Source organism: Micromonospora sp. BQ32 (genome assembly GCF_059358895.1).
Genome location: NZ_JCADBI010000023.1, coordinates 18,996 through 41,181 on the forward strand (window position 1 = coordinate 18,996; position 22,186 = coordinate 41,181).

Annotated in this window: 21 protein-coding genes, 1 tRNA gene and 1 pseudogene; 8 read left to right on the plus strand and 15 right to left on the minus strand. The window is 72.6% G+C overall.

The window, feature by feature from the left end:
• Positions 1 to 28: 28 nt before the first annotated feature.
• From AC5L30_RS30065 to AC5L30_RS30075, 3 genes are all read right to left on the minus strand, one after another.
• The gene (locus AC5L30_RS30065; RefSeq protein WP_494871402.1) at positions 29 to 1,438 is read right to left on the minus strand and encodes an amidase; all 1,410 of its coding nucleotides are present in this window, start codon (positions 1,436 to 1,438) and stop codon (positions 29 to 31) included.
• 13 nt (positions 1,439 to 1,451) lie between these two features.
• Positions 1,452 to 2,594, minus strand: coding sequence for a cystathionine gamma-synthase (locus tag AC5L30_RS30070; RefSeq protein ID WP_494871404.1), 1,143 nt, complete (start codon positions 2,592 to 2,594; stop codon positions 1,452 to 1,454).
• 101 nt (positions 2,595 to 2,695) lie between these two features.
• A complete protein-coding gene (locus AC5L30_RS30075) occupies positions 2,696 to 3,742 on the minus strand; it encodes a hypothetical protein (protein ID WP_494871406.1) in 1,047 nt (348 codons plus the stop codon).
• Positions 3,743 to 3,883: 141 nt separating this feature from the next.
• On the opposite strand from AC5L30_RS30075, the gene AC5L30_RS30080 reads away from it, so the two are divergent.
• The 4 genes from AC5L30_RS30080 (at position 3,884) to AC5L30_RS30095 (ending at position 6,855) form a co-directional block, all read left to right on the plus strand.
• A complete protein-coding gene (locus AC5L30_RS30080) occupies positions 3,884 to 4,306 on the plus strand; it encodes an HIT family protein (RefSeq protein ID WP_494871407.1) in 423 nt (140 codons plus the stop codon).
• Positions 4,307 to 4,382: 76 nt separating this feature from the next.
• Entirely contained in the window at positions 4,383 to 5,045 is a 663-nt protein-coding gene (gene msrA / locus AC5L30_RS30085; RefSeq protein ID WP_124854717.1) for a peptide-methionine (S)-S-oxide reductase MsrA, read from the plus strand.
• Between the two features lie 368 nt (positions 5,046 to 5,413).
• Positions 5,414 to 6,343 carry a ribonuclease Z gene (locus tag AC5L30_RS30090; protein ID WP_494871410.1) on the plus strand — a complete coding sequence of 310 codons (930 nt, stop codon included), beginning with the start codon at positions 5,414 to 5,416 and terminating at the stop codon, positions 6,341 to 6,343.
• Positions 6,340 to 6,855 (plus strand): GNAT family N-acetyltransferase, encoded by a 516-nt coding sequence (locus AC5L30_RS30095; protein WP_494871412.1) that lies wholly within the window; start codon positions 6,340 to 6,342, stop codon positions 6,853 to 6,855. Before AC5L30_RS30090 ends, AC5L30_RS30095 begins: the two co-directional genes overlap by 4 nt.
• Positions 6,856 to 6,876: 21 nt before the next feature.
• On the opposite strand, the gene AC5L30_RS30100 is transcribed toward AC5L30_RS30095, so the two are convergent.
• Positions 6,877 to 8,247 (minus strand): cystathionine beta-synthase, encoded by a 1,371-nt coding sequence (locus AC5L30_RS30100; RefSeq protein WP_494871414.1) that lies wholly within the window; start codon positions 8,245 to 8,247, stop codon positions 6,877 to 6,879.
• Between the two features lie 72 nt (positions 8,248 to 8,319).
• A complete protein-coding gene (locus AC5L30_RS30105) occupies positions 8,320 to 8,676 on the minus strand; it encodes a YkvA family protein (protein WP_091394216.1) in 357 nt (118 codons plus the stop codon).
• A gap of 150 nt (positions 8,677 to 8,826) precedes the next feature.
• Here AC5L30_RS30105 and AC5L30_RS30110 point away from each other — a divergent pair.
• The 3 genes and pseudogenes from AC5L30_RS30110 to AC5L30_RS30120 all read left to right on the plus strand — a co-directional run.
• A pseudogene (locus tag AC5L30_RS30110) lies at positions 8,827 to 9,890 on the plus strand (SGNH/GDSL hydrolase family protein); the annotation flags it as partial.
• The gene (locus AC5L30_RS30115; RefSeq protein WP_494871477.1) at positions 9,876 to 10,688 is read left to right on the plus strand and encodes an SGNH/GDSL hydrolase family protein; all 813 of its coding nucleotides are present in this window, start codon (positions 9,876 to 9,878) and stop codon (positions 10,686 to 10,688) included. The pseudogene AC5L30_RS30110 and the gene AC5L30_RS30115, both read left to right, overlap by 15 nt.
• 77 nt (positions 10,689 to 10,765) lie before the next feature.
• Entirely contained in the window at positions 10,766 to 12,028 is a 1,263-nt protein-coding gene (locus AC5L30_RS30120) for an acetyl-CoA C-acetyltransferase (RefSeq protein WP_494871416.1), read from the plus strand.
• 12 nt (positions 12,029 to 12,040) lie between these two features.
• On the opposite strand, the gene AC5L30_RS30125 is transcribed toward AC5L30_RS30120, so the two are convergent.
• From AC5L30_RS30125 to AC5L30_RS30140, 4 genes are all read right to left on the minus strand, one after another.
• A complete protein-coding gene (locus tag AC5L30_RS30125) occupies positions 12,041 to 12,361 on the minus strand; it encodes a hypothetical protein (protein WP_494871418.1) in 321 nt (106 codons plus the stop codon).
• Positions 12,362 to 12,407: 46 nt separating this feature from the next.
• Positions 12,408 to 13,166, minus strand: a complete 759-nt coding sequence (locus AC5L30_RS30130; RefSeq protein ID WP_494871420.1) for a Bax inhibitor-1/YccA family protein — start codon at positions 13,164 to 13,166, stop codon at positions 12,408 to 12,410.
• A 133-nt stretch (positions 13,167 to 13,299) separates the two neighbouring features.
• Entirely contained in the window at positions 13,300 to 14,115 is an 816-nt protein-coding gene (locus AC5L30_RS30135; RefSeq protein ID WP_494871422.1) for a Bax inhibitor-1/YccA family protein, read from the minus strand.
• 107 nt (positions 14,116 to 14,222) lie between these two features.
• Positions 14,223 to 14,303: transfer RNA gene (locus tag AC5L30_RS30140), tRNA-Leu, on the minus strand.
• 102 nt (positions 14,304 to 14,405) lie between these two features.
• Between AC5L30_RS30140 and AC5L30_RS30145 the strand changes: the two genes are divergently transcribed.
• Positions 14,406 to 16,265: a DUF6311 domain-containing protein gene (locus AC5L30_RS30145; protein ID WP_494871423.1), complete on the plus strand. Its 1,860-nt coding sequence runs from the start codon at positions 14,406 to 14,408 to the stop codon at positions 16,263 to 16,265.
• 81 nt (positions 16,266 to 16,346) lie between these two features.
• Here the strand turns inward: AC5L30_RS30145 and AC5L30_RS30150 are convergent, their stop codons facing one another.
• The 6 genes from AC5L30_RS30150 to AC5L30_RS30175 form a co-directional block, all read right to left on the minus strand.
• Positions 16,347 to 17,678 (minus strand): NAD(P)/FAD-dependent oxidoreductase, encoded by a 1,332-nt coding sequence (locus tag AC5L30_RS30150; RefSeq protein ID WP_494871425.1) that lies wholly within the window; start codon positions 17,676 to 17,678, stop codon positions 16,347 to 16,349.
• Between the two features lie 102 nt (positions 17,679 to 17,780).
• Positions 17,781 to 18,344: a hypothetical protein gene (locus AC5L30_RS30155; RefSeq protein ID WP_494871478.1), complete on the minus strand. Its 564-nt coding sequence runs from the start codon at positions 18,342 to 18,344 to the stop codon at positions 17,781 to 17,783.
• A gap of 17 nt (positions 18,345 to 18,361) precedes the next feature.
• The gene (locus AC5L30_RS30160) at positions 18,362 to 19,804 is read right to left on the minus strand and encodes a DUF58 domain-containing protein (protein ID WP_494871426.1); all 1,443 of its coding nucleotides are present in this window, start codon (positions 19,802 to 19,804) and stop codon (positions 18,362 to 18,364) included.
• A complete protein-coding gene (locus AC5L30_RS30165; RefSeq protein WP_494871428.1) occupies positions 19,804 to 20,811 on the minus strand; it encodes an AAA family ATPase in 1,008 nt (335 codons plus the stop codon). The genes AC5L30_RS30160 and AC5L30_RS30165 overlap by 1 nt, the downstream gene beginning before the upstream one ends.
• Positions 20,811 to 21,395 carry a hypothetical protein gene (locus AC5L30_RS30170; RefSeq protein WP_494871430.1) on the minus strand — a complete coding sequence of 195 codons (585 nt, stop codon included), beginning with the start codon at positions 21,393 to 21,395 and terminating at the stop codon, positions 20,811 to 20,813. Before AC5L30_RS30170 ends, AC5L30_RS30165 begins: the two co-directional genes overlap by 1 nt.
• Complete coding sequence (locus AC5L30_RS30175; RefSeq protein ID WP_494871432.1) at positions 21,392 to 22,177, minus strand: DUF4129 domain-containing protein; 786 nt, start codon at positions 22,175 to 22,177, stop codon at positions 21,392 to 21,394. Before AC5L30_RS30175 ends, AC5L30_RS30170 begins: the two co-directional genes overlap by 4 nt.
• Positions 22,178 to 22,186 lie beyond the last annotated feature (9 nt).

The window sequence follows — 22,186 nt, forward strand, 5'->3', positions numbered from 1 at the left end:
TGCCCGACACCGCGTACACCGTCGACGATCAGGCGGTGGCTGGCGACTCCGTGCCGACCCGGGGGTAGCCGGGAGCGTGACGCGTCCACGGGGCGGCCATCTCGAACTGGCCGGCCACACCGAGCAGCAGCAACTCCGAGCCGGGCGGACCGACCAGCTGCACGGCGACCGGCAGGCCGTCCGGGCGGCGGCCGACCGGCACGACGACCGCCGGCAGGCCGGCGATGTTCCAGGGCGCCGCGTACGGGGCGTACCGGATGTTGGCGGTCATGTTCGACCGCCAGGACCGCTCCGACCAGCGGGCCGCCTCCGGTGGCGCGCTGGCCAGCGCCGGGGTGAGCAGCAGGTCGATCGAGTGGTCGGTGAAGAAGTCGAGCGACCGCTGCCGCCAGGCCGCCCGGTCCGCCTCCCGCACGTAGCCGCGACGTTGCGCCCACTCGCCCAGCGCGACGTGCCGCCGGGTGCGCCGTTGCAGACCGCGTCGGTCCAGGCCAGCGGCCCGGACGTCGGTGGCGGCGGCGGCGAGCCAGGTGGCGATGCCCTGGAGGCCCAGGGCGGTGGGGTAGACCGGATCGGCGGGCACCGTGTCGTGCCCGGCGGTGGCGAGGAGCCGACCGGCGGCGGCGACCGCGTCCCGGTTCGGCGCGTCCGGTGTGACACCGCGCACCGGTGAGCGCAGCGAAACGCCCACCCGCAGGCGCTGCGGGGGGACCAACTTCTCGGGACGCCGGCCGGCGAGCACCGAGAAGCCGACCGCCGCGTCGGCGACCGTGCTGGTCAGCATGCCGTGCTCGGTGAGGCCGAACCAGTCGTCCGCCCCGAGCTGGCAGGGGACCACACCTCGACCGGGCTTGAGCCCGACAAGTCCGCAGCAGGCCGCCGGAATCCGGATCGAGCCGAGGCCGTCGTTGGCGTGCGCGATCGGCACCAACCCGGCGGCGACCGCGGCGGCGGCACCGCCCGAGGACCCACCCGGGGTACGCGTGCTGTCCCACGGGTTACGGGTCACCGCGCTGTCGTCGTCGGTGAGGGCCCACAGCCCCAGCTCCGGCATCCGGGTCACGCCGAGGATCACCGCGCCGGCGCCACGCAGCCGACGCACCACCTCGTGGTCGGCCTCGGCGACGTCGGTGCGGGCGGCGGCCGACCCGTTCCAGGTGGGCAGGCCGGCGACCGGAGTGTTCTCCTTGACCGCCACCGGAACCCCGGCCAGCGGCAGGTTGGCCAGGTCCTCCTGCTCGTCGACCTTCTCCGCCTCGGTGATCGCCTCGCCACCGCGCACGGCGCGGAACGCGGCCAGCTCACGGTCGGCTCGGGAGATGTACTCGAGGTGGTCGGCGACGACCTGGGTCGCCGAGACGTCACCTCGGCGTACGCCTCGGGCGATCTGCTTTGCGGTCGCTCCGACCCAGGTCGCCATGATGTCCTGCACGGCCATCCTCCCCCAGCGGTCAGCCCAGCGCCTGCTCCAGATCGGCGAGTAGGTCGTCGACCGTCTCGATGCCGACAGACAGTCGCACGAGATCGCCGGGAACTTCAAGCGGCGAGCCGGCAGCACTTGCGTGTGTCATCCGACCCGGGTGCTCGATCAGGGATTCCACACCACCCAGCGACTCGGCGAGCACGAAGAGCTTGGCCCGGTTGCAGATGTCCACGGCGTGGTCCTCACCACCGGCGGCGCGGAACGAGATCATGCCGCCGAACCGGCGCATCTGCTTGGCGGCCACCTCGTGACCGGGGTGCGAGGGCAGCCCCGGATAGAGCACCTGGGCGACCTTGGCGTGACCGTCGAGGTACGCGGCGAGCCGCTCGGCGTTGTCGCAGTGCCGGTCCATGCGTACCCCGAGGGTCTTGATGCCGCGCAGGGTGAGCCAGGCGTCGAACGGGCCGTTGATCGCGCCCATCGCGTTCTGGTGGTAGCGCAACTCCTCGCCGAGCCCGGCGTCGGCGACGACGAGCGCGCCACCGACCACGTCGGAGTGCCCACCGATGTACTTGGTGGTGGAGTGCACCACCACGTCCGCGCCGAAGGCGATCGGTTGCTGGAGGTACGGCGAGGCGAAGGTGTTGTCCACCACCAGCAGGGCGCCCGCGTCGTGTGCCACGGCGGCCAGGGCGGCGATGTCGGCGATGCCAAGCAGCGGGTTGGTCGGCGTCTCCACCCAGACGATCTTGGTGCGGCCGGGCTGCACGGCCGCCCGGACCGCGTCGGGGTCGGAGACCTTGGCCGGGCTGAACTCCAGGCCCCAGCGCTGGGCGACCCGGGCGAAGAGCCGGTACGTGCCGCCGTACGCGTCGTCCGGGATCACCACGTGGTCGCCGGGCTGGCACACGGCCCGCAGCAGGGTGTCCTCCGCCGCCAGGCCGCTGGCGAAGGCGAGCCCCACCGGCCCGCCCTCCAGCGCCGCCAGGCACTCCTGGAGCGCGTCACGGGTCGGGTTGCCGGATCGGCTGTACTCGTAGCCGAGGCGAGGTGCGCCGACGGCGTCCTGGGCGTACGTGCTGGTCTGGTAGATCGGTGGGATCACCGCGCCGGTGCGGGCCTCAGGGTCCTGACCGGCGTGGATGGCGAGCGTCTCGAAGCCGTGACTCATTCTGGTGAGGCTAGTGCCCCGTCCCGAGGGCTGGAACGGAACCCGCGCTCCCGGGCGAGGGCCGGACCGACTGGCCCGGCCCTCGCGCACCAGCGCCCGGGTCAGGCGGCCGGAACGGGCAGCACGTGCAGGGCGGCCGGACGGGCACCGGTCCAGTCCGAGGTGACCGCGTAGACCCGGGTCTCGTTCGGCGACCAGGCCAGCCCTCCGGCGCTGAGCTCATCGCCCAACTCGTAGCGGGCCTGTTCGGTGCCGTCCGCGGCGAACACGAAGACGTCCGGGTCGTAGGCGGCGTCGGCGCCGGCGGCGATCCGGGTGCCGAGCCGCGACAGCTCGACCGCCCGCGGGTAGGGGCCGGTGGCGTACGTCGCGCTGGGGGTGGCGATGTCGGCGAACGGGAACGCCTGCACCAGCGGTGGGGAGCCGGCGGCCGTGTAGAGGGTGGCGCCGGTCGGGTCGAGGGCGATGTCGCGCAGGTTGCTGCCGACGGCCGAGAACTGGTTGGTCCGCAGCATGGTCAACGCTCCTGCGGCACCGATCCCGTAGGCGTACACCGACGCCGGGCTCAACCCGGGCTGACCGGCGAGCAGCACCGCCCGGTTCTGGCTGGCGGCGGCCAGCAACGGGGCGTAGTAGAAGTCCTCGCTGACCACGCCGGTGCTGAGGCGGGCCGGCTGACGTCCCAGGTCGATCCGGCCGATGTTGCCGCCCCACTGGTCACAGCCGTAGCCGAACCACAGGTACCGGCCGGTCAACGCCAGCGACGACGGGCACTCGCCCGCGCCGGTGTCGTACCGGGCCGACTCGACCAACGAGCCGGTGTCGAAGGCGGCGATGGCGTTGGCGGTGGGCAGCGCCACGTAGAGCGTCCGCCGGTCGGCGCTGAGCAGCAGGTCGGTGGGGCCGGGCAGACCCGACAGCGCACCGACCACCGTGCCTGTCGCGCTGGTCACCACGACGTCGGTGGCGGAGCTGCCACCGCTGACGAAGACCCGGTCACCGGCCGACACCACGTCGGCCACTGTGTTCAGCGGCAGCGGGGTGACGGTCGGCGCGGCGGCCGCCTGGGCGTGACCCGGGACCGCGCCGGTGAACACCCCGGCGGTCAGCGCCGCCAGCGCCAGGGTGAGACCTCTTCTGATCTGCAAGGTTCGTCCTTTCAAGGCATCGACGCGCACGCCGACGGCCGGAATCGTCCCGCGCTCATTTATTCACGTAGATGATTACCACAGCCGGTTCGCGCGCGGGGGGCGCCGTGTCCCGCGGGGCCACCGGCATAGCCTGGTCGGATGAGCGGTTGCGTGTTCTGCGGGATCGTGACGGGCGAGGTGCCGGCGTTCCGGGTGGCCGACACCCCGGACGGGGTGGCGTTCCTGGACACCCGGCCGGTGTTCAAGGGGCATGTGCTGGTGGTGCCCCGGGTGCACCTGGTGACCCTGGCGGAGTTGCCGGCCGATCTGCTGCCCAACTACTTCGCCATGGTCCAGCGGCTGGCGGTGGCGGTGGAGACCGCTCTCGGCGCCGGTGGGACGTTCGTGGCGATGAACAACAAGGTGTCCCAATCGGTGCCGCATCTGCACACCCACGTGGTCCCGCGGACCAAGGGCGACGGGTTGCGGGGCTTCTTCTGGCCGCGCACCCGGTACGACGACGACACCGAGGCCCAGACCTACGCGGACCGGGTCGCGACGGCGCTTGCCGGTGGGGCCTGAGCCACGGCCACGCGGGTAAGGAAGCAGAACCCTCCGGCGTTACACGCTGGGAGAGGTACGAGAGGAGATCCCCACCGTGTTTTTGCGCCGTATGAACGCCGATATGGTCTCGCCCGACCAGGCCCTGCCGGGCCGCCCGATCGCCATGCCGGTCGCCGACCGCCACGAGGTGCTGGGCACCCCGTTGAAGGGCCCGTTCCCGGAGGGCCTTCAGGTCGCGGTCTTCGGTATGGGCTGTTTCTGGGGCGCCGAGCGGCTGTTCTGGACGCTGCCCGGCGTCTACACCACCTCCGCCGGCTACGCGGGTGGCATCACCAAGAACCCGACGTACGAGGAGACGTGCTCCGGCCGGACCGGGCACGCCGAGGTCGTCCAGGTGGTGTACGACCCCAGCAAGATCAACTATGAGGATCTGCTGAAGGTCTTCTGGGAGAACCACGACCCGACCCAGGGCATGCGTCAGGGCAACGACGTGGGTACCCAGTACCGCTCGGCGATCTACACGACCACCGACGAGCAGCGGACCATCGCGGAGTCGTCCCGGGACGCGTTCCAGCCGATCGTGACGCGGGCCGGCAAGGGTGAGATCACCACCGAGATCGCCCCGCTCGGCAGCTACTACTTCGCCGAGGACTACCACCAGCAGTACCTGGCGCCGACCAAGAACCCGAACGGGTACTGCAACCACGGCCCGAACGGGCTGAGCTGCCCGGTCGGCGTGGCCCGAGTCGGCGGCTGACCGCCAGCCACCGGAACCCACGTGATGCCCGGCCACCCAGAAGGTGGCCGGGCATTCCCGTTCGGCCCTGTGATCGAAATCCGTTGCCGAGCCCGCCGAGAACTCGATAACGTGGCCGTACACGTGAAAGGAGGTGGTCCAGACTTGTATAGCAATCGGACTCGTGAGGTGGCTGTCAGCTAGCCGCTGTCCTCGACAGTGATCGGCCTGCCGCGAGGCGGGCAAAAAGCACCATCGTCGAGACCGTGTGGCAGCGGTGCGGCGAATCCACGACAGCCACCCGACCCCCGGGGTGCCGGCCAAGTCCAGCCGGCCCGCGCACATGCGCGGAGCGCCCCGGGGGTCGCTCCATATCCGCGGGAGTGGCGATGTCCATGCGCGAGCTGGTGGTGCTGGGGACGGCCAGCCAGGCGCCGACCCGCCAGCGCAACCACAACGGGTACGTGTTGCGCTGGGACGACGAGGTGATCCTCTTCGACCCGGGTGAGGGCAGCCAGCGTCAGCTCCTGCACACCACGGTCACCGCCACCGACCTGACCCGAATCTGCGTCACCCACTTCCACGGCGACCACTGCCTCGGCCTGCCCGGCACCATCCAGCGACTCTCCCTGGACCGGGTGGCGCACCCGGTCGCCGTGCACTTCCCCGCCGGCAGCGCCGAATACTTCACCCGACTGCGGTACGCCACCTCGTTCTACGAGACCGCCGAGCTGCGGGTCGAGCCCATCGAGGCCGACGGGCAGCGGATCGCCCTGCGCTGCGGCACGCTGGAGGCACGCCGGCTCCGGCACCCCATCGAGACGTACGGCTACCGGCTGGTCGAGCCGGACGGGCACCGGATGGTGCCGGAGAAACTGGCCGCGTACGGCATCGCTGGGCCGGCCGTCGGCGAGCTGATCCGCGTCGGGCACCTGGACCTCGACGGACGCCGCGTCACCCGGGCCGAGGTAAGCGTGCCCCGGCCGGGGCAGCGGTTCGCGTTCGTGATGGACACCGGCCTCTGCGACGGGGTGTACGCCCTCGCCGAGCACGCCGACCTGCTGGTCATCGAGTCGACCTTCCTGGAGTCGGAGGCCGCGCTGGCCGCCGAGGTCGGCCACCTGACCGCGGCGCAGGCCGCCCGGGTGGCGACCGAATCCGGGGTACGCCGACTCGTGCTCACCCACTTCTCCCAGCGCTACGCCGACCCGCGCCGGTTCCACGACGAGGCGCGCGCGCACTTCGACGGCGACCTGATCATCGCCGAGGATCTGACCACGGTGCAGCTTCCGCCGCGCCGGGTAGCCTCGGCCGGGTGACCGTCACGCTCCGCCCCGCGACCGAAGGCGACCTGATGGCGGTGGGCTCCCTGCACCAGCGCTCCCGGGTCGCCGCGTACTCCGCCTTCCTGCCGGCCGAGGCGCTGGCCGACCCGACACCGGAGGCGATGGGGCGGTACTGGGTCGAGCGGTGGATCTGGGAGCGGGACACCCACCGGATGACCGTGGCCGAGCGGGCCGGGGCGTTGGTCGGGTTCAGCCATCTGGGCCCGGACGACGAGGACGACCCGGCCACCGGGCTGCTCAACGCGATCCACCTCGACCCGGCCGAACAGGGCCGCGGCGTCGGCCGCGCCCTCATGGTGGACGCGCTGGACGCCATGCGGGCGCAGGGTTGGCGGCGGGCCGTGCTCTGGGTGCTCCGGGACAACGTCCACGCCCGCTCCTTCTACGAGCGCGGCGGCTGGACCCCGACCGGAGCGGAGCGTGAGGAGCACATCGGCACAGCCCTCACGCCCCAACTCCGCTACGCCCGCCCGCTGGACGCCTGAACAAGGCGGCTTCCCGCAGGCTCAGTGGGCGCCTAGGTGGGACAGGAGGTCCTGGCGGGTGAGGACACCCTTGGGCTTGCCGTCGACCAGGACCAGGGCGGCGTCGGACTTCTCCAGCAAGCCCACCGCCTCGCTCACCGGCTGACCACCGCCGATCATCGGCAGCGGGTCGCCCATGTGCCGCTCGATCGTGTCGTGCAGGTGGGCCTGACCGGTGAACAGCGCGTCGAGCAGGTCCCGCTCGGCGATCGAGCCGGCGACCTCACCGGTCACCACGGGCGGCTCGGCCTTGAGCACCGGCAGCTGCGAGACGCCGTACTCGCGCATGTAGTCGATCGCGTCGCGGACGGTCTCGGTCGGGTGCACGTGCACCAGCTCGGGCAGCCCGCCCGGCTTGCTGGCCAGCGCGTCGGCCACCGTCGGCTCGGCGCCGGAGTTGTCGAGGAAGCCGTACCGGGCCATCCACGAGTCGTTGAAGATCTTGGAGAGGTAGCCGCGGCCGCCGTCGGGCAGCAGCACCACCACCACGTCGTCCGGGCCGGCCCGACGGGCGACCTCCAGGGCGGCGACCACCGCCATCCCGCAGGAGCCGCCGACCAGCAGCCCCTCCTCGCGGGCCAGCCGCCGGGTCATCTCGAAGGACGCCTTGTCGGAGACCTCGACGATCTCGTCGGCGACACCCCGGTCGTACGTCTCCGGCCAGAAGTCCTCGCCGACGCCCTCCACCAGGTACGGCCGGCCGGTGCCGCCGGAGTAGACCGAGCCCTCCGGGTCGGCCCCGACGACCCGCACCCGACCCTCGGATGCCTCCTTGAGGTACCGGCCGATGCCGGAGATGGTGCCGCCGGTGCCGACGCCGGCCACGAAGTGGGTGAGCTCGCCGTCGGTCTGCTTCCACAGCTCCGGGCCGGTGGTCTCGTAGTGCGAGCGCGGGTTGGCCGGGTTGCTGTACTGGTTGGGCTTCCAGGCGCCGGGGATCTCCCGGGTCAGCCGGTCGGAGACGTTGTAGTACGAGCGCGGGTCCTCCGGCGCGACGGCCGTCGGGCAGACCACCACCTCGGCACCGTACGCCCGGAGCACGTCCTGCTTGTCCTGGCTGACCTTGTCCGGGCAGACGAAGACACACTTGTAGCCCTTGAGCTGGGCCACCAGGGCCAGCCCGACGCCGGTGTTGCCGCTGGTCGGCTCGACGATGGTGCCGCCGGGCTTGAGCAGGCCGGCGGCCTCGGCGTCCTCCACCATCCGCAGCGCGATCCGGTCCTTCACCGAGCCGCCCGGGTTGACGTACTCCACCTTGGCCAGCACGGTGGCCTGGATGCCCTCGGTGACGTTACGCAGACGCACCAGCGGGGTGTTTCCGATCATGTCGACGACGTTGTCGTAGTACTGCACGGTGTGCCCTTCGTTGCGGCGCCGGCGGTGGCGACCGGGAAGACGTTTCCTCGTCGCCAAGCGTACGTGTCGTCAGGGCACCAGCCCCCCGGGGATGACCGAGCTGCGGCGGGCCTCCCACTCCAGGAAGCGATCGGTCTCGGCGAGCACACTGCCGGCCAACCACGTGATCATGACCGCGTCGTCGGCCAGCCCGAAGATCGCCAGTGGGATCTCCGGGAGCAGGTCGATCGGCGAGACGATGTACGCGGTCGCCGCCGTCATCAGGGCCAGCCGGAGACCGCCGTCGTACTCCCCCTTGGTGGTGGCTCGGATCATTCGGGGCAGCGCGGCCAACCGCGTGCCGATCGACGGCCCGTTGCGCGCCCCGGCCGCCAGGGCCCGTGCCAGGGCCGTGAACGCCGCGCTGCGCTTCAGTGTCTTCCCCATCGTCGCGCTCCTCTCCGCCGGATCATGGTGGCGGGTCGGCGCAAGTCGGCCGGCCTCTCCCGCACAGGTACCCCGTCGCGTCGGTTTCCAGGCACCCGGGTGCCGTCACGACGACAGCGGGGTGTCGGGCCAGCGCGATAATGTCGCGGTATGGGGGTGGCACATTCCGTCGTACCCGGTGGTGAGCGCTGGCGGCAGGCCCGGCGGTTCGTTCGGCTGGCAGCCATCGGGACAGGCGCCACCGCGGCGGCCGCGGTGGCGACCGGTGGGGTGCTGGTCGGCCAGGCCCGCCAGGCTCGACGGACCATCCCGATGGCCGAGGCGCCGCCACCGCGCTGCGATGGGATGTACGGCGCGAAGTTCCCCGGTCCGGCGCTCACCATGGTCGTGCTCGGTGACTCGTCGGCGGCCGGCTACGGGGTGCACCGCCGTCGGGAGACGCCCGGGGCGCTGCTCGCCACCGGCCTGTCCCGTCGACTGCACCGGCCGGTGCAGCTGCACCGCTTCGCGGTGGTCGGCGCCATCTCGGCGGCGCTGCGCTACCAGGTGGAGGCGGCGCTGGAATGCCGCCCCGACATCGCGGTGATCCTCATCGGCGGCAACGACATCACCAACCGCACCCCACGCGCCCTGGCGGTGCGCTACCTGGTCGAGGCGGTGCACACGCTGCGCGACGCGGGGTGCGAGGTGGTCGTCGGCACCTGCCCCGACCTGGGCGCGATCCGCCCGATCCAGCCACCGCTGCGCTGGCTGGCGCACCGCTGGAGCCGCCAGCTCGCCGCCGCCCAGACGGTGGCCGTGGTCGAGGCGGGCGGCTGGACGGTCTCTCTCGGTGACCTGCTCGGCCCCCGGTTCGCGGCCGAGCCGACCCGGATGTTCGCCTGGGACCGGTTCCACCCCTCCGCCGAGGGGTACGCGATGGCTGCCGCCGCGCTCCTGCCGACGATGCTCTCCGCCCTCGGCGCGACCCCGGAACGACGGGCCACACCGACGCGCGGCGAGGGCGTACGGTCGCTGCCGAAGGCCGCGCAGGAGGCGGCTCGACACGCCGGCACGGAGGTCAGCGGCGTCCAGGTCCGGGGCCGCGACCGAGGGCCGGCCGGCCGGTGGGCGCAGCTGCGCCGACGGGCGTTCTTCGGTGTCGGCGCGGTGCCGCAGCACGGGTCCGCCTCGGACACCTCGACAGTGGAGGGACTGGCATGAACGAGCGCAGCGCGCGGAGCGTGACCTCCGGCCTCGCCGGCCGCCTGGGTCGGGCGGCGGCCTTCTCGCTGCTCGCCGGCACCGTCGGGGGTGCCGCCGTCCTCGCCGGTGAGGCCTTCGTCGCCCGGCACCGACGCTACGCCCAACCGGAGCTGGGCCTGGCCCTGCGCGCCACGATCGGCCGGGCGGGCGCCCCGCCGCTGCGACTGGTGCTGCTGGGCGACTCGTCGGCGCTGGGCGTGGGTGTCGACCGGCTGGAGGACACCATCGGCGGGCAGTTGGCCAACCTGCTCGCCGAGGGCCCGACCGGCCGCCGGGTGCACCTGTCCAGCGTCGGCGTCTCCGGGTCCCGCTCGACCGACCTCGCCACCCAGGTGGCCCGGTCCCTGCTCGGTGAGCGGCCCGACGTGGCGTTGATCCTGATCGGCGCCAACGACGCCACCGGGCTGCGCCGACCCTCCGACGCGGCGGCCTATCTCGGCGCGGCGGTGCACCGGCTGCGGGAGGCCCGCGTCGAGGTGGTGGTGGGCACCTGCCCCGACCTCGGTGCGGTGCGCGCCATCGCGCCTCCGCTGCGCCAGGTGGTCGGCTGGTCCGGGCGTCGGGTGGCCCGCGCGCAGACCACGGCCGTGTTGGAGGCGGGCGGCTCCGTGGTCGACCTGGCCACCGAGACGGGGCCGGTGTTCCGGGCCGACGCGGGGACGCTCTGCCAGGACGGCTTCCACCCCTCCGCCGACGGCTACCGGGTGTGGGCGCACGCGCTGCTGCCCGCCATCGTCGCCGCGGCGGCGGCCACGACCCGGCGCTAGATCGTCCCGCCAGGGGTGACATTTCCCGCCGTGCCCGCTTCTTCCGCGCCATGTTACTGGCGGGTTAACGTTGGTCCATGCCGATTGAGTCGTCCCGCGACGCCGTCATCGTCGCCACCGCCCGCTCCCCCATCGGCCGGGCGCACAAGGGATCCCTGCGCGACGTCCGCTCCGACGACCTCGCCGCGACCATCGTCCAGGCCGCGCTGGACAAGATCCCCGCGCTCGACCCCACCACGATCGACGACCTCTACCTCGGGTGCGGCCTGCCCGGCGGCGAGCAGGGCTTCAACATGGCCCGGGTGGTGTCCACCCTCCTCGGTCTGGACACTGTCCCCGGCGCCACGCTGACCCGCTACTGCGCCTCGTCGCTGCAGACCACCCGGATGGCGATGCACGCGATCCGGGCCGGCGAGGGCGACGTGTTCGTCTCCGCCGGGGTGGAGATGGTGTCCCGCTACGCCCGGGGCAGCTCCGACGGGCTGCCGCCCGAGGCGCAGGCCCTGGTCGGCGGCGGCTGGGAGAACCCGCGCTTCGGCCCGGCCGGCGAGCGCTCGAAGCGCCGCGCGCAGGGCGGCGCCGAGGTGTGGACCGACCCGCGCGAGGCCGGTGAGCTGCCCGACATCTACCTGACCATGGGGCAGACCGCGGAGAACCTGGCCCAGGTGTACGACGTCACCCGCGCCGACATGGACGAGTTCGGCGTACGCAGCCAGAACCTCGCCGAGAAGGCCATCGCCGACGGCTTCTGGGCCCGGGAGATCACCCCGGTCACCACGCCGGACGGCACCGTGGTGAGCGCCGACGACGGGCCCCGGGCCGGTGTCACCCTGGACGCGGTCGCCGGCCTGAAGCCGGTGTTCCGCCCGGATGGTCGGATCACCGCCGGCAACTGCTGCCCGCTCAACGACGGCGCGGCCGCCGTGGTGGTGATGAGCGCCCAGCGGGCCGAGGAGCTCGGGCTCACCCCGCTGGCCCGGATCGTCTCGACCGGGGTGACCGCCCTGTCGCCGGAGATCATGGGTCTCGGGCCGGTGGAGGCGTCCCGGCAGGCGCTGCGCCGAGCCGGCATGACCATCGACGACGTCGACCTCGTCGAGATCAACGAGGCGTTCGCCGCGCAGGTCATCCCCTCCTACCGCCAGCTGGGCATCCCGGAGGAGAAGCTGAACGTGATGGGCGGCGCCATCGCGGTCGGCCACCCGTTCGGCATGACCGGCGCCCGGATCACCGGCACCCTGCTCAACGCACTGGAGTGGCACGACAAGACCATCGGTCTGGAGACCATGTGCGTGGGCGGTGGCCAGGGCATGGCCATGGTGCTCGAACGGCTCAGCTGAGCCGAGCCGCCCTCAGAGCGCGCTGCGGGTCGCCGTCACCTCGGCGGCGACCCGCGTCAGCGCCTCGGCCCCCGGGTCGGCGGCCAGCAGGTCCGCCGTGACCACCCGCAGCTGGTCGCGCAGGGCCAGGTCGTTGTCGAGCCGCGGCACGACCCGACGCGGCTCCCCCTCGGCGTCGGCGGCCAGGTTGGCGATCTCCTGCACCAGCCGGTGCACCAGGTCGGCACGGGACACGTTGCCGGCGGTCGCGGCCGCCGCCCACCGGGGCTGCTGCCAGTGCGTGATCTGACGGACCAGCAACTGCACGGCCTTGTCCAACTCCGCTGCGCTCATCGCCGCCGAGTCTACGGCCGACACCGACCGGCTCGGGTCGGGCCGGTCACCGGCGCAGGTAGCTGAGCAGCCGCAGCAGCTGCCAGTAGAGGAAGACCAACCCGGTGAGCAGGCCGAACGCGCTCAGCCACGCGTACCGACGGGCGCGACCGTCGCGCACCGAGCGCTCGACGAGGTCGAAGTCGAGGATGAAGCTGAACGCCCCGGCGATGATGGCCACCACCGAGAAGGCGTACGGCAGCCAGCCGACCTCCCCGCTGACGCTGTAGACCGCCAGGCCCGCTCGCCCGGTGATCAGGTACGACACCAGGTTGACCACGCTGAGCACGGCGATGCCGAGCAGGGTGCCGATCACCAGGCGGGCCAGCCGGGGCGTCGCCCGGATCACCCGGGCCCGGTAGAGCGCCGCCATGCCGAGGAAGACGCCGAAGGTGCCGGCCACCGCCTGCACCACGATGCCCGGGTAGACCTGCTCGAAGGTGCGGCTCGCCACCCCCAACAGCAGGCCCTGAAGGATGGCGTAGCCGACGATCGGCACCGGGTTGGTGATCCCCCGCAACGAGATGACCAGGACCAGCGCGATCGAGGCGAGCGCGCTGCCGGCCAACGCGGCGCCCAGCCACACGGCGTCGGGGATGACCGCCCAGGACACCGCCGCCGTCGCGCCGGTCACGAGCAGCAACCCGACGGTACGGACCACCACGTCGTCGACGGTCATCGGCTCGACGTCACGGGCGCCGAGCACCCGGGCCTCCACCCGGCTGGTCTCGTCCAGCCGGTTGAGCACCGGGTTGTTGCTGCGCACCGCCGCCTCCTTCGCCCTGCCCCTCGCAGTCACTCTGCCCTGGGCGGACGGGCGGCGGCGGGCAAACGGCGCGGACGACGGCGCCCGCCCCCACCAGAGTGGGGACGGGCGCCGGTCGACAGTGCGGACGAGGTCAGTCGTCGCCCTGGAAGTAGCTCAGCAGGCGCAGGATCTCGATGTAGAGCCAGACCAGGCTGACCAGGATGCCGAACGCGGCCACCCAGGAGTAGCGCTGAGGCAGGCCCATCCGGACGCCGTCCTCGATCTCCTTGAAGCTGAGCACGAAGCTCAGCGAGGCGACCACGATGCAGACCAGGCTGAAGCCGATGGCCAACGGGCTGCCGTCGCGCAGACCGGTGTTGACGCCGAACAGCGCCAGCACCAGGTTGATCATCATGACCGCGAAGAGCCCGACCATCACCGCGATCATGCCCTTGACGAAGGCCGGGGTGGCCCGGATGACCTTCGCCTTGTAGAGCATCGCCATCAGGAAGAAGATGCCGAAGCTGGCCACGGCGGCCTGGAGCACGATGCCGTCGTAGCGCGTCTCGAACGCCTTGCTGACCATGCCGACGAAGACACCCTCGACGACCGCGTACGCGATCACGAGCGCCGGGTTGGCCATCCGGGAGAACGAAATGATCAAGCCGAGGACCAGGCCGACCACTGCCGCGCCGATCCAGGCGGTACCGACCAGCGCGTCGGGCACGAGCACCCAGGCGGCCGCGGCGGTGATGCCGAGGATGCCGAGCAGAGCGACCGTCTTGACGACCACGTCGTCGACGGTCATGGGCGCCACGGTCGGCGGCGCGGCCGGGTAATCGGCCTGGGACGGGTACTGCTGGGGAATGCCGGGCTGTCCGTACGGCCCGGCCGGGGCGTACCCGGCGGAGCGCTCCCGCTCGGCCGCTTGGCCGAGCCGGGCGAGCACCGGGTTCGAGGTCTTCACTGTCTGGCCTCCCTCAGGGGGTCGTTTGCACGTGAACGTGCCCTCCAAGAGTAGACGGCACAGCCAAGTCCTGGAGATCACGAATAAGAATGTGTGTGGCCGACCGGTGCCCGGGGCGGGGGTCGAACCCGCACGCCTTTCGGCAGCCGCTTTTAAGGCGGCCGTGTCTGCCGTTCCACCACCCGGGCGAGTGGCACCGGGCGCGCCGACACGCCTGGTGCAGTGTCACCGTAGCCGGTCTGCGGCGACCCGGCGTACCCCGCCGGCCTGGCCACATTAGGGTCGATGCCGTGAGCAGCGCAGCCCCCACGGCCCCCGACGCCGCCCCTGAACAGGCATTCCGCCTCGCCGATCAGGTCAACCGCCGACCACGGGTCACCCGGCTGCCGGCCGCCGTCCGCCGCCACCGGGCGGATCTGCTGGCCGCTCTGACCTTCGCGGTGCTGGCCGGCTGGCTCACCCACGGCCTCTGGCCCGACCCGGGTTCCCGCATCCTGGCACTCAACCCGGAGGACCAGACCCTCTACGAGTGGTTCCTGGCGGTGGACGCCCGCGCGCTGCTCGGCGACTTCGACCTGCTCACCGACCGGCTCAACGCCCCCGACGGCGTCAACCTGATGGCCAACACCACGGTGATCGCCCTCGGCGTCCTGTTCGCGCCGGTCACCCTGCTGCTGGGCGCGCCGGTCACCTTCGCGCTGCTCGCCGCCGCGAACCTTGCCGGCACCGCCCTCGCCTGGTATCTGCTGTTCCACCGGACGCTGCGCGCCCGCCGGTTGGCCGCCGCACTCGGCGGCGGGCTGTGCGGATTCGGACCCGGCATGGTCTCGCAGACCAACAGCCACCTGCACATGACCGCCCAGTGGCTGGTGCCGGTGATCGTCTGGCTGGTGGTCCGGCTGCTGCGGGCGTCCGACCCGGGGCCCGGCGCACCCGACGGGGCCGGCCGTACCCGAGCCACCGGACCGGATCGGCGGCGGCTGTTCACCTCCGCGGCGGGGCTGGCCGGCGCGGTCACCGCACAGGTCTTCATCGGCGAGGAGGTGCTCTTCCTCGCCGCGATCACGCTGCTGGTGATGGCGATCAGCTACGCCGTGGTGGACCGGGACCTGGCCCGCAGGGCGCTCCCCGGGTTCGCCGCCGGGTTGGCGCTCGCCGCCGGGCTCGCGCTGCTGGTGCTCGGCTATCCGCTGTGGTTCCAGTTCGCCGGGCCGCAGGGAGTCGCCGACGGGATGTTCACCCCGGCCTACTTCTCCGCCGACCTCAGCAGTTGGTGGACGCTCTCCCCACTGTCGGTGGCCGGCAGCGACGAATCCGCACGGCTGACCACCGGCCCCGCCGAGTACAACACGTTCCTCGGCTGGCCACTGCTGCTGGTCGCCGCGTTCTGCGCGATCTGGGCCGGGCGCCGCCGGCTGGTCTTCACCTGTGTCGCGGCGGGCCTGGTGATGGCGGCGCTCTCACTCGGCCCGGAGGTGGTGCTCGGCGGCACCAGGACGGCCATCCCCGGCCCGTACGCCCTGATCGGAGGGCTACCGGTGGTGGACGGGGCGTTGCCGATGCGGTTCGCGCTGGCGTTGCTGCCGATCGTCGCGACGCTGCTGGTGCTCGCGGTCGACCGGGCCCTGGGCAGCTCCGGTCGGGCCCGGCGGATGGTGCCACTGGCCGTCGGCATGGCGCTGCTGCCGATCTTCCCGACGCCCCTGCCGACCGCCGGACGACCGGCCGTGCCGGAGTTCATCACCGGCGGCCACTGGCGGCAGTGCGTACCGCCGGGCGGGGTGCTCGTCCCGGTGCCGCTGCCCACCCCGAAGGAACCCTGGCCGATGCGCTGGGCGACCGCCGCCAACGCCGGTTTCGGGCTGCCGGAAGGCTTCTTCATCGGCCCGTACGGAAGGGGCGGCACCGCGGCGATGGGCACCTTCAAGCAGCCCACCTCCGCACTACTGGCGGATGTCGCCCGGCGCGGCGACCAACCGGCCATCGGCGATGAGCAGCGCCGCCAGGCCGCCCGCGACGCGGACTTCTGGGGCGCCTCCTGCGTGGCGCTCACCGACGACGCCCCCCACGCCGACAGCCTGCGCGCCACCCTGGAGCAGCTCTACGGCCCACCCACCCGAATAGCCGACGCCTGGACCTGGCGCGTCTGACCAAACCGGCCGCCACCGGATACGACAAGGGCCCCTTCCCACCGGAAACAGCAGGAAGGGGCCCTTTCGTGCAGTTGGCGGTCAGACGCGGGGCGCGCCGATCGGCTGGGATGCCTCGACGAACTCCTCGCGCGGGTCGTGCAGCTGGCCCAGGGCGACCACCTCACGCTTGAGGAAGAACGCCAACGACCAGTCCACCACCACGCGGACCTTCCGGTTGAACGACGGGATCCGGCTCATGTGGTACGTCCGGTGCATCACCCACGCCGGCCAGCCGGTCATCTTGATGCCGTACACCTGGGCCACGCCCTTGTGCAGGCCGAGGCTCGCCACGCTGCCGACGTGCTTGTGCTTGTAGTTCACCGGCTCGCGGCCCCGGATCACGGCCGCGATGTTGTCGGCCATCCGGGCGGCCTGGCGCACCGCGTGCTGAGCGCTCGGCGAGCAGAAGTTGCCCGGCTCCTTGGTCAGGTCCGGCACGGCGGCGCAGTCGCCGGCGCTCCAGGCACCCTCGAGCACCTGGTCGCCGTCGACCACCTGGAGCGTGGGCAGGCAGGTGATCCGCCGACGGTCGTCGCGCGGGAAGTCGGTCGCGTCCAGCATCGGCGACGGCTTCACACCGGCCGTCCAGACGATCGTGTCGGAGCGGAAGCTGTCACCGTCGGAGAGCTTCACCACCCCGTCGACGCAGGACTCGAGCCGGGTGTCCAACCGGATGTCCATGTTCCGCTTCAGCAGCTGCTGCACGGTGTAGGCACCCATGTCCCGGTCGACCTCGGGCAGCACCCGCTGGGTGGCCTCGACCAGCACCCAACGAACCTCGTCCTGCTTGAGCTCGGGGTAGTAGCGCAGCGCGTCGCGAGCCATGTCCTCCATCTCGGCGAGCGCCTCGATGCCGGCGTACCCACCGCCGACGAAGGTGAAGGTCAACGCCGAACGGCGGACGTCCGGATCCGGCGTGGCCGCCGCCACGTCGAGCCGATCCAGCACGTGGTTGCGCAGGTAGATCGCCTCGCCGATGGTCTTGAACCCGATGCCCTGCTCGTGCAGGCCGGGGATCGGCAGGGTGCGGGAGACCGAACCCGGGGCCACGATCACGTGGTCGTAGGTGATCTCCCGGGCCGGGCCGCTGATCGGCTGCACGGTGGCCACCTTGCGGTCGTGCTCGATCCGCGTGACCGTGCCGGCCACCATCTTGCACCGGCGCAACTCCCGCCGCAGTGGCACCACGGAGTGCCGCGGGGAGATGTTGCCCGCCGCCGCCTCCGGCAGGAACGGCTGATAGGTCATGTGGGGTTGGGGGTCCACCACCATGACCTCAGCCTCACGGGAGCTGAGCTTCTTCGACAGGCGCAGGGCCGCGTACAGACCGACGTGCCCGGCACCAACCACAAGGATCCGCTTCGGATTCACGTTGTCTATCTTTCCCCGGCCGGCTCAGGTAATCCCGCTCGCGCCCCCCATCTGTGACGGAGCACAACCCATGTGACCTGCGTAACCCTCAGTTCGCACCGGTCACCGGCGTCGCAGCAGCCAGCCCAGCAACGCTGCCGTCCCCACCGCCACCAGCAGCCCCAGCACGGTGACCCACTGGTACCCGGCGCCCCCACCCGTCCCGGCCGCCTGCAACAACAGCACGCCGAGCACGGCGGCACCCAACAGCACGGCCGCCGACCGCAGCAGCCAACGGGTGATCAACTCGGGGTCCACCACCGCGTCGTAGGGCAACAGCGCGGCCAGCGCGCAGAGGGTGTGAGCCAGATAGAGCAGGGCCGCGACGGCGAGCAGCCGCCAGAGGGCGACCGGACGGCCGTACCCGTCGGTGGCGAGCAGCCAGCCGCCGACCGTGACCAACGCCGTGAAGGTCGCCCAGATCCGGCGCGGCCCGATCGCCGGCAACAGGGCGGCCACCGCCAGGAACAGGATCGGCCGGCCGGAAAGCACCTCCGCGGGAAAAGCCAGGGCGAACCCGGCAAGCACGATGACGAAGATCGCGGTCCGGACCAGCAGCGGGGCCACGCTGATCCGGGCGACGGCGTTCTGGGCCGCCCGAACCCGCTCCACGACGGCGTTGTTCATCTGTGCCTGCCCCCGGCTCACCGGCCACCCACCCTTGGGGCCGTCGCCAACCGGGCCACGTCCCGCAGCACCTGGTCCAGGCTGCCGGCGCCGGCCCAGCGCACCACCGGTACGCCGTGCTCCCGGAGCTGCCCGATCATGATCTCCCGATCCAGCCGCCACAGCCGGTACGCCACCTCGGCCCAACCCCGGTCCTTCGGCGACGCCAGGTCGGTCGGCAACGTGTCGACCGCCACCACGAACCGCCCGCCGCGGGCCAACCGGGCGAGCATCTGCGCCGACCGCTCGTCCAGCAGCGGGGTGAGCACCACCACCAGCGCGTCCGAGGAGAGCAACTGCGGGCCGAAGACCTGGTCGTACGGCTCGTGCGCGGACGCGTGGACCCGGACCTCGAGCAGCCACTCCAGGACGGTCAGGTACTGCCGTCGTCCGGCTGCCGGCCGGAGCCGACGGGCCGCCGGCCCGTACTCCAGCAGCGAGACCCGGTCGCCACGGTGCAGGTAGTGCTCGGCGATCGCGGCGGTGGCCCGGACGGTGGTGTCCAGCACCGAGGCGGCGCCACCCACCCCACCGGAGCGACCCGCTTCGGCGAGCACGTCGAGCAGCACCACCACCTCCGCGTCCCGGTCGGAGAGGGTCGCGGCCACGTGCAGCTGCCGGGCCCGCAACGAGACCCGCCAGTCGATCCGGCGCAGCCGGTCCCCGGGGGCGAAGACGCGTACGCCGGCCAACTCGCCGCCCTCCCCGGGCCGGCGGGAGTGGTGCGCCCCGACCAGGCCGGCGGCACGGGGCATCGCCTCCACCGCCTCGAACGGCTCGGTACGCGGGTACACCCGCACCCGGACCGGCTCGGTGATCACCGCCCGGGAGACCAGCAGACCGCCCGCCGTGGCGACCCGGGCACCGGCGGGACCGATCGGGTGCCGGCCCCAGCGCAGAGCCTTGCCGGCCAACTCCAGGTCCACCGCGGCACCGATCGGCACCGAGGTCACGAACGGTCGGTCCGCGACGGAACGGCCCCCGCCGTTGCCCGGAACCGCCGCACCGCTCGCCGGGGTGGCGCTCGGTGCGGCTTCGTCGACGGCTCCGTCCCGGGCGAAGCCGGCCCGGTCGATCCGCAGCCACGGCGACACCCGGGACCGCATCACCACCAGGTCGTAGTCGACCGTGTCCGGGTTGCCGACGCTCACCGCCGCCGTCACGTCACCGCCCTCGACCAGCGGCCCGCCGTCACCCTGGCCGATCCACACCTCAGGCAGGGCCGTGGGCCGTCGACGCAGCGCGTACGCGGTGCCCAGCGCGAACGGGGCGGCCAGCACGATCAGGTCCACCCGACCCAGCAGCACGCCGGCGACCAGCAGCAGGCCGGCGAGCAGCACCGCGCGGCCGAGCGCCGGGGTGGGTGCCCAACCGGCGGCCGGTTCCGCTTCGGTGGCCCTGGGCACGGTCGGTCCGGTCATCAGTGCCGGGGCCCGCCGGCGGCGTAGCTGGGCAGCGCGCCACTGGCCGGGGCGGGAGTCGATTCCAGCACCTCGCCCACTACGAACGCCGGGTCGACCCGACGCAACCACATCTCCGGACGCAGGGTGATCCGGTGCGCCAGGGCGGGCGCCGCCACCGACTTGACGTCCTCCGGCACCACGTAGTCCCGCCCGCCGAACACCGCGCGGACCCGGGCCAGCAGCAGCAGCGCGAGCGAACCGCGAGGTGAGGCGCCGACCAGCACCGACGGGTGCTCCCGGGTGGCCGCGGTGAGCGACACGATGTAGCGGCCGATGGAGTCCTCGACCACCACGTCCTCCAGGGCGGCCTGCATGGCCCGCAACGTCGCCGCGTCGACCACCGCCTTGATCTCCGCCTCCTCCCGGCGACGGCTCATCCGGCGGCGCAGCACCTCCCACTCCTCTTCGTGCTGCGGGTAACCGAACGAGACCCGAAGCAGGAACCGGTCCAGTTGCGCCTCGGGCAGCGGGTAGGTGCCCTCGTACTCGATGGGGTTGGCGGTGGCCAGCACGTGGAACGGCTCGTCCAGCTTGTAGGTCACACCCTCCACCGACACCTGCTTCTCCTGCATCGCCTCCAGCAGCGCGGACTGGGTCTTCGGCGGCGTCCGGTTGATCTCGTCGGCGAGGAGCAGGTTGGTGAAGACCGGGCCGGCCCGGAAGGTGAAGTCGCCGTTGCGCTGGTCGTAGAGGAAGGAGCCGGTGACGTCGGCGGGGAGCAGGTCGGGGGTGAACTGCAACCGACGGAAGTCCAACCCGAGGGCCTGGGCGAAGGAACGGGCGGTGAGCGTCTTACCGAGCCCCGGCAGGTCCTCCAGGAGCACGTGCCCGCCCGCGAGGATGCCGGCGAGGACCAGTTCCAACGCGTCCCGCTTGCCCACCACCACGGTGCCGACCGCGTCCAGGACCGCCCGAGCCAGGTGCCCGACCTCGGCGGGGGCAATGCTCCGGTCCACGTCGTTCATCAAATACTCTCCAGTTCGGCGACGATCACCGCGAGGTCGCGCGGCGACGGGGTGCGGCGAGGCGGGGTCTCCAGGAAGGTCCACAGGCGGTCACCGAGCAGGACACGAGCGCGGGCGGGATCCGACTCACGGGTGACGCCGTGTTTCAGCCGCATCCGCTCGTCGGCCAGCTCACCGATCCGGGGCAGGACCGTGCCGGTGAATCGTTCGGGTCGGGTCGAGGACCAGTCCAGGGGCCATTCCCACCGGTTGATCGCGCTACGCAGCGCGTCCCGGGCAGCCCAGTTGTAGCTGCCGTCCTCTTCGCCCGTGCCGACCCGACCACCGCCGGGCGGCGGGGGCGGCGGCGCGAGCAGGGCGGTGACCCGGCGCACCGCCAGCACGGCGAGCACCCCGGCGATCAGTACGGGCAGTGCGACCTGGAGGCCCACCGCGCGGAGGCCGACGAGCAGGACCGCGACCAGCGCGGCGGCCCAGGCGAGCGAGCGCAGCACCGGACGCCACCGGGAGTCGCGCGCCTGCGGACCGGCCGGCGCCGCCTCCTCCTCGAACGCGAGCAGATCGTCGATGCTGGTGCTGCTCATGGGGTCACCGCCGCGGTGAGCTCTCCGCGCAGCCGGCCAAGCGCGGCGCGGGCCTGGTCCCGGGTGTGTTCGCCGACCGGATGGGTGGCGTACCGGGCCTCCCGGTAGACGTGCGCGAACTCGGCCAGCACGTCGGTGCTGGCGATGGCCGGCACGCCTGTCGCCGGGTCGCCCTGCAACAGCCGGCTGACCAGGTCGGTGGGGGTGTCCCCGGCGAGCCTCGGCACCCCGGCCGCGGCGGCGGTCTCCTCCAGGCGCACCCAGCAGGCGATCACCGCCACCCGGGGGTCGGTGTCCCGGTCGTCGAGCTCCACCAGGCCGGCGTCGAGGGCGGCGACCACCTCCCGGGCGGTGCCCTCGGCGGTGCGGCGGGCCCGCTGCGCCGGTAGTGCCCGGGTGGTGCGGCGCAGCGCGCCCCGGATCAGGATCCAGCTGAGGTAGCCGAGCGCGGCGAGGATGGCCAGCCCGAGCAGGACCACCGCCACCGTGCCGACCCACTGCGGGATGTGCGCCTGGGTGGCCTCGCCGGCGTCGCGTGGCTCGATCGGGATGGACGGTGACGGTTCGACGGTCGGGTACTCGGGAACCCAGGGAACGTTGTCCGCCGCCGGCGGGATCCGACTGGCTCCGATCGACGAGTGAGCGGAGGCCAGCGCGGCACCGGCGAGCAGCGCGGCGACCGCGCCGACCGGCCACCACCGGCGGAGCAGGCCGAGCACGGGGCGCAGCACACCCGGCTCGGCGGACGGTACCGGTGTGGGCGGGCGTGTTCCGTCTGTCATCGCCACCAC

What these genes read in the sequence shown, in the direction of transcription:
- AC5L30_RS30070 (WP_494871404.1), bottom strand. Translation starts at nt 2,594, where the DNA reads ATGAGTCACGGCTTCGAGACGCTCGCCATCCACGCCGGTCAGGACCCT.
- AC5L30_RS30065 (WP_494871402.1), bottom strand. Translation starts at nt 1,438, where the DNA reads ATGGCCGTGCAGGACATCATGGCGACCTGGGTCGGAGCGACCGCAAAG.
- AC5L30_RS30160 (WP_494871426.1), bottom strand. Translation starts at nt 19,804, where the DNA reads ATGACCGGACCGACCGTGCCCAGGGCCACCGAAGCGGAACCGGCCGCC.
- AC5L30_RS30125 (WP_494871418.1), bottom strand. Translation starts at nt 12,361, where the DNA reads ATGAGCGCAGCGGAGTTGGACAAGGCCGTGCAGTTGCTGGTCCGTCAG.
- AC5L30_RS30165 (WP_494871428.1), bottom strand. Translation starts at nt 20,811, where the DNA reads ATGAACGACGTGGACCGGAGCATTGCCCCCGCCGAGGTCGGGCACCTG.
- AC5L30_RS30170 (WP_494871430.1), bottom strand. Translation starts at nt 21,395, where the DNA reads ATGAGCAGCACCAGCATCGACGATCTGCTCGCGTTCGAGGAGGAGGCG.
- AC5L30_RS30175 (WP_494871432.1), bottom strand. Translation starts at nt 22,177, where the DNA reads ATGACAGACGGAACACGCCCGCCCACACCGGTACCGTCCGCCGAGCCG.
- AC5L30_RS30105 (WP_091394216.1), bottom strand. Translation starts at nt 8,676, where the DNA reads ATGGGGAAGACACTGAAGCGCAGCGCGGCGTTCACGGCCCTGGCACGG.
- AC5L30_RS30090 (WP_494871410.1), top strand. Translation starts at nt 5,414, where the DNA reads ATGTCCATGCGCGAGCTGGTGGTGCTGGGGACGGCCAGCCAGGCGCCG.
- AC5L30_RS30155 (WP_494871478.1), bottom strand. Translation starts at nt 18,344, where the DNA reads ATGAACAACGCCGTCGTGGAGCGGGTTCGGGCGGCCCAGAACGCCGTC.
- AC5L30_RS30080 (WP_494871407.1), top strand. Translation starts at nt 3,884, where the DNA reads ATGAGCGGTTGCGTGTTCTGCGGGATCGTGACGGGCGAGGTGCCGGCG.
- AC5L30_RS30115 (WP_494871477.1), top strand. Translation starts at nt 9,876, where the DNA reads ATGAACGAGCGCAGCGCGCGGAGCGTGACCTCCGGCCTCGCCGGCCGC.
- AC5L30_RS30120 (WP_494871416.1), top strand. Translation starts at nt 10,766, where the DNA reads ATGCCGATTGAGTCGTCCCGCGACGCCGTCATCGTCGCCACCGCCCGC.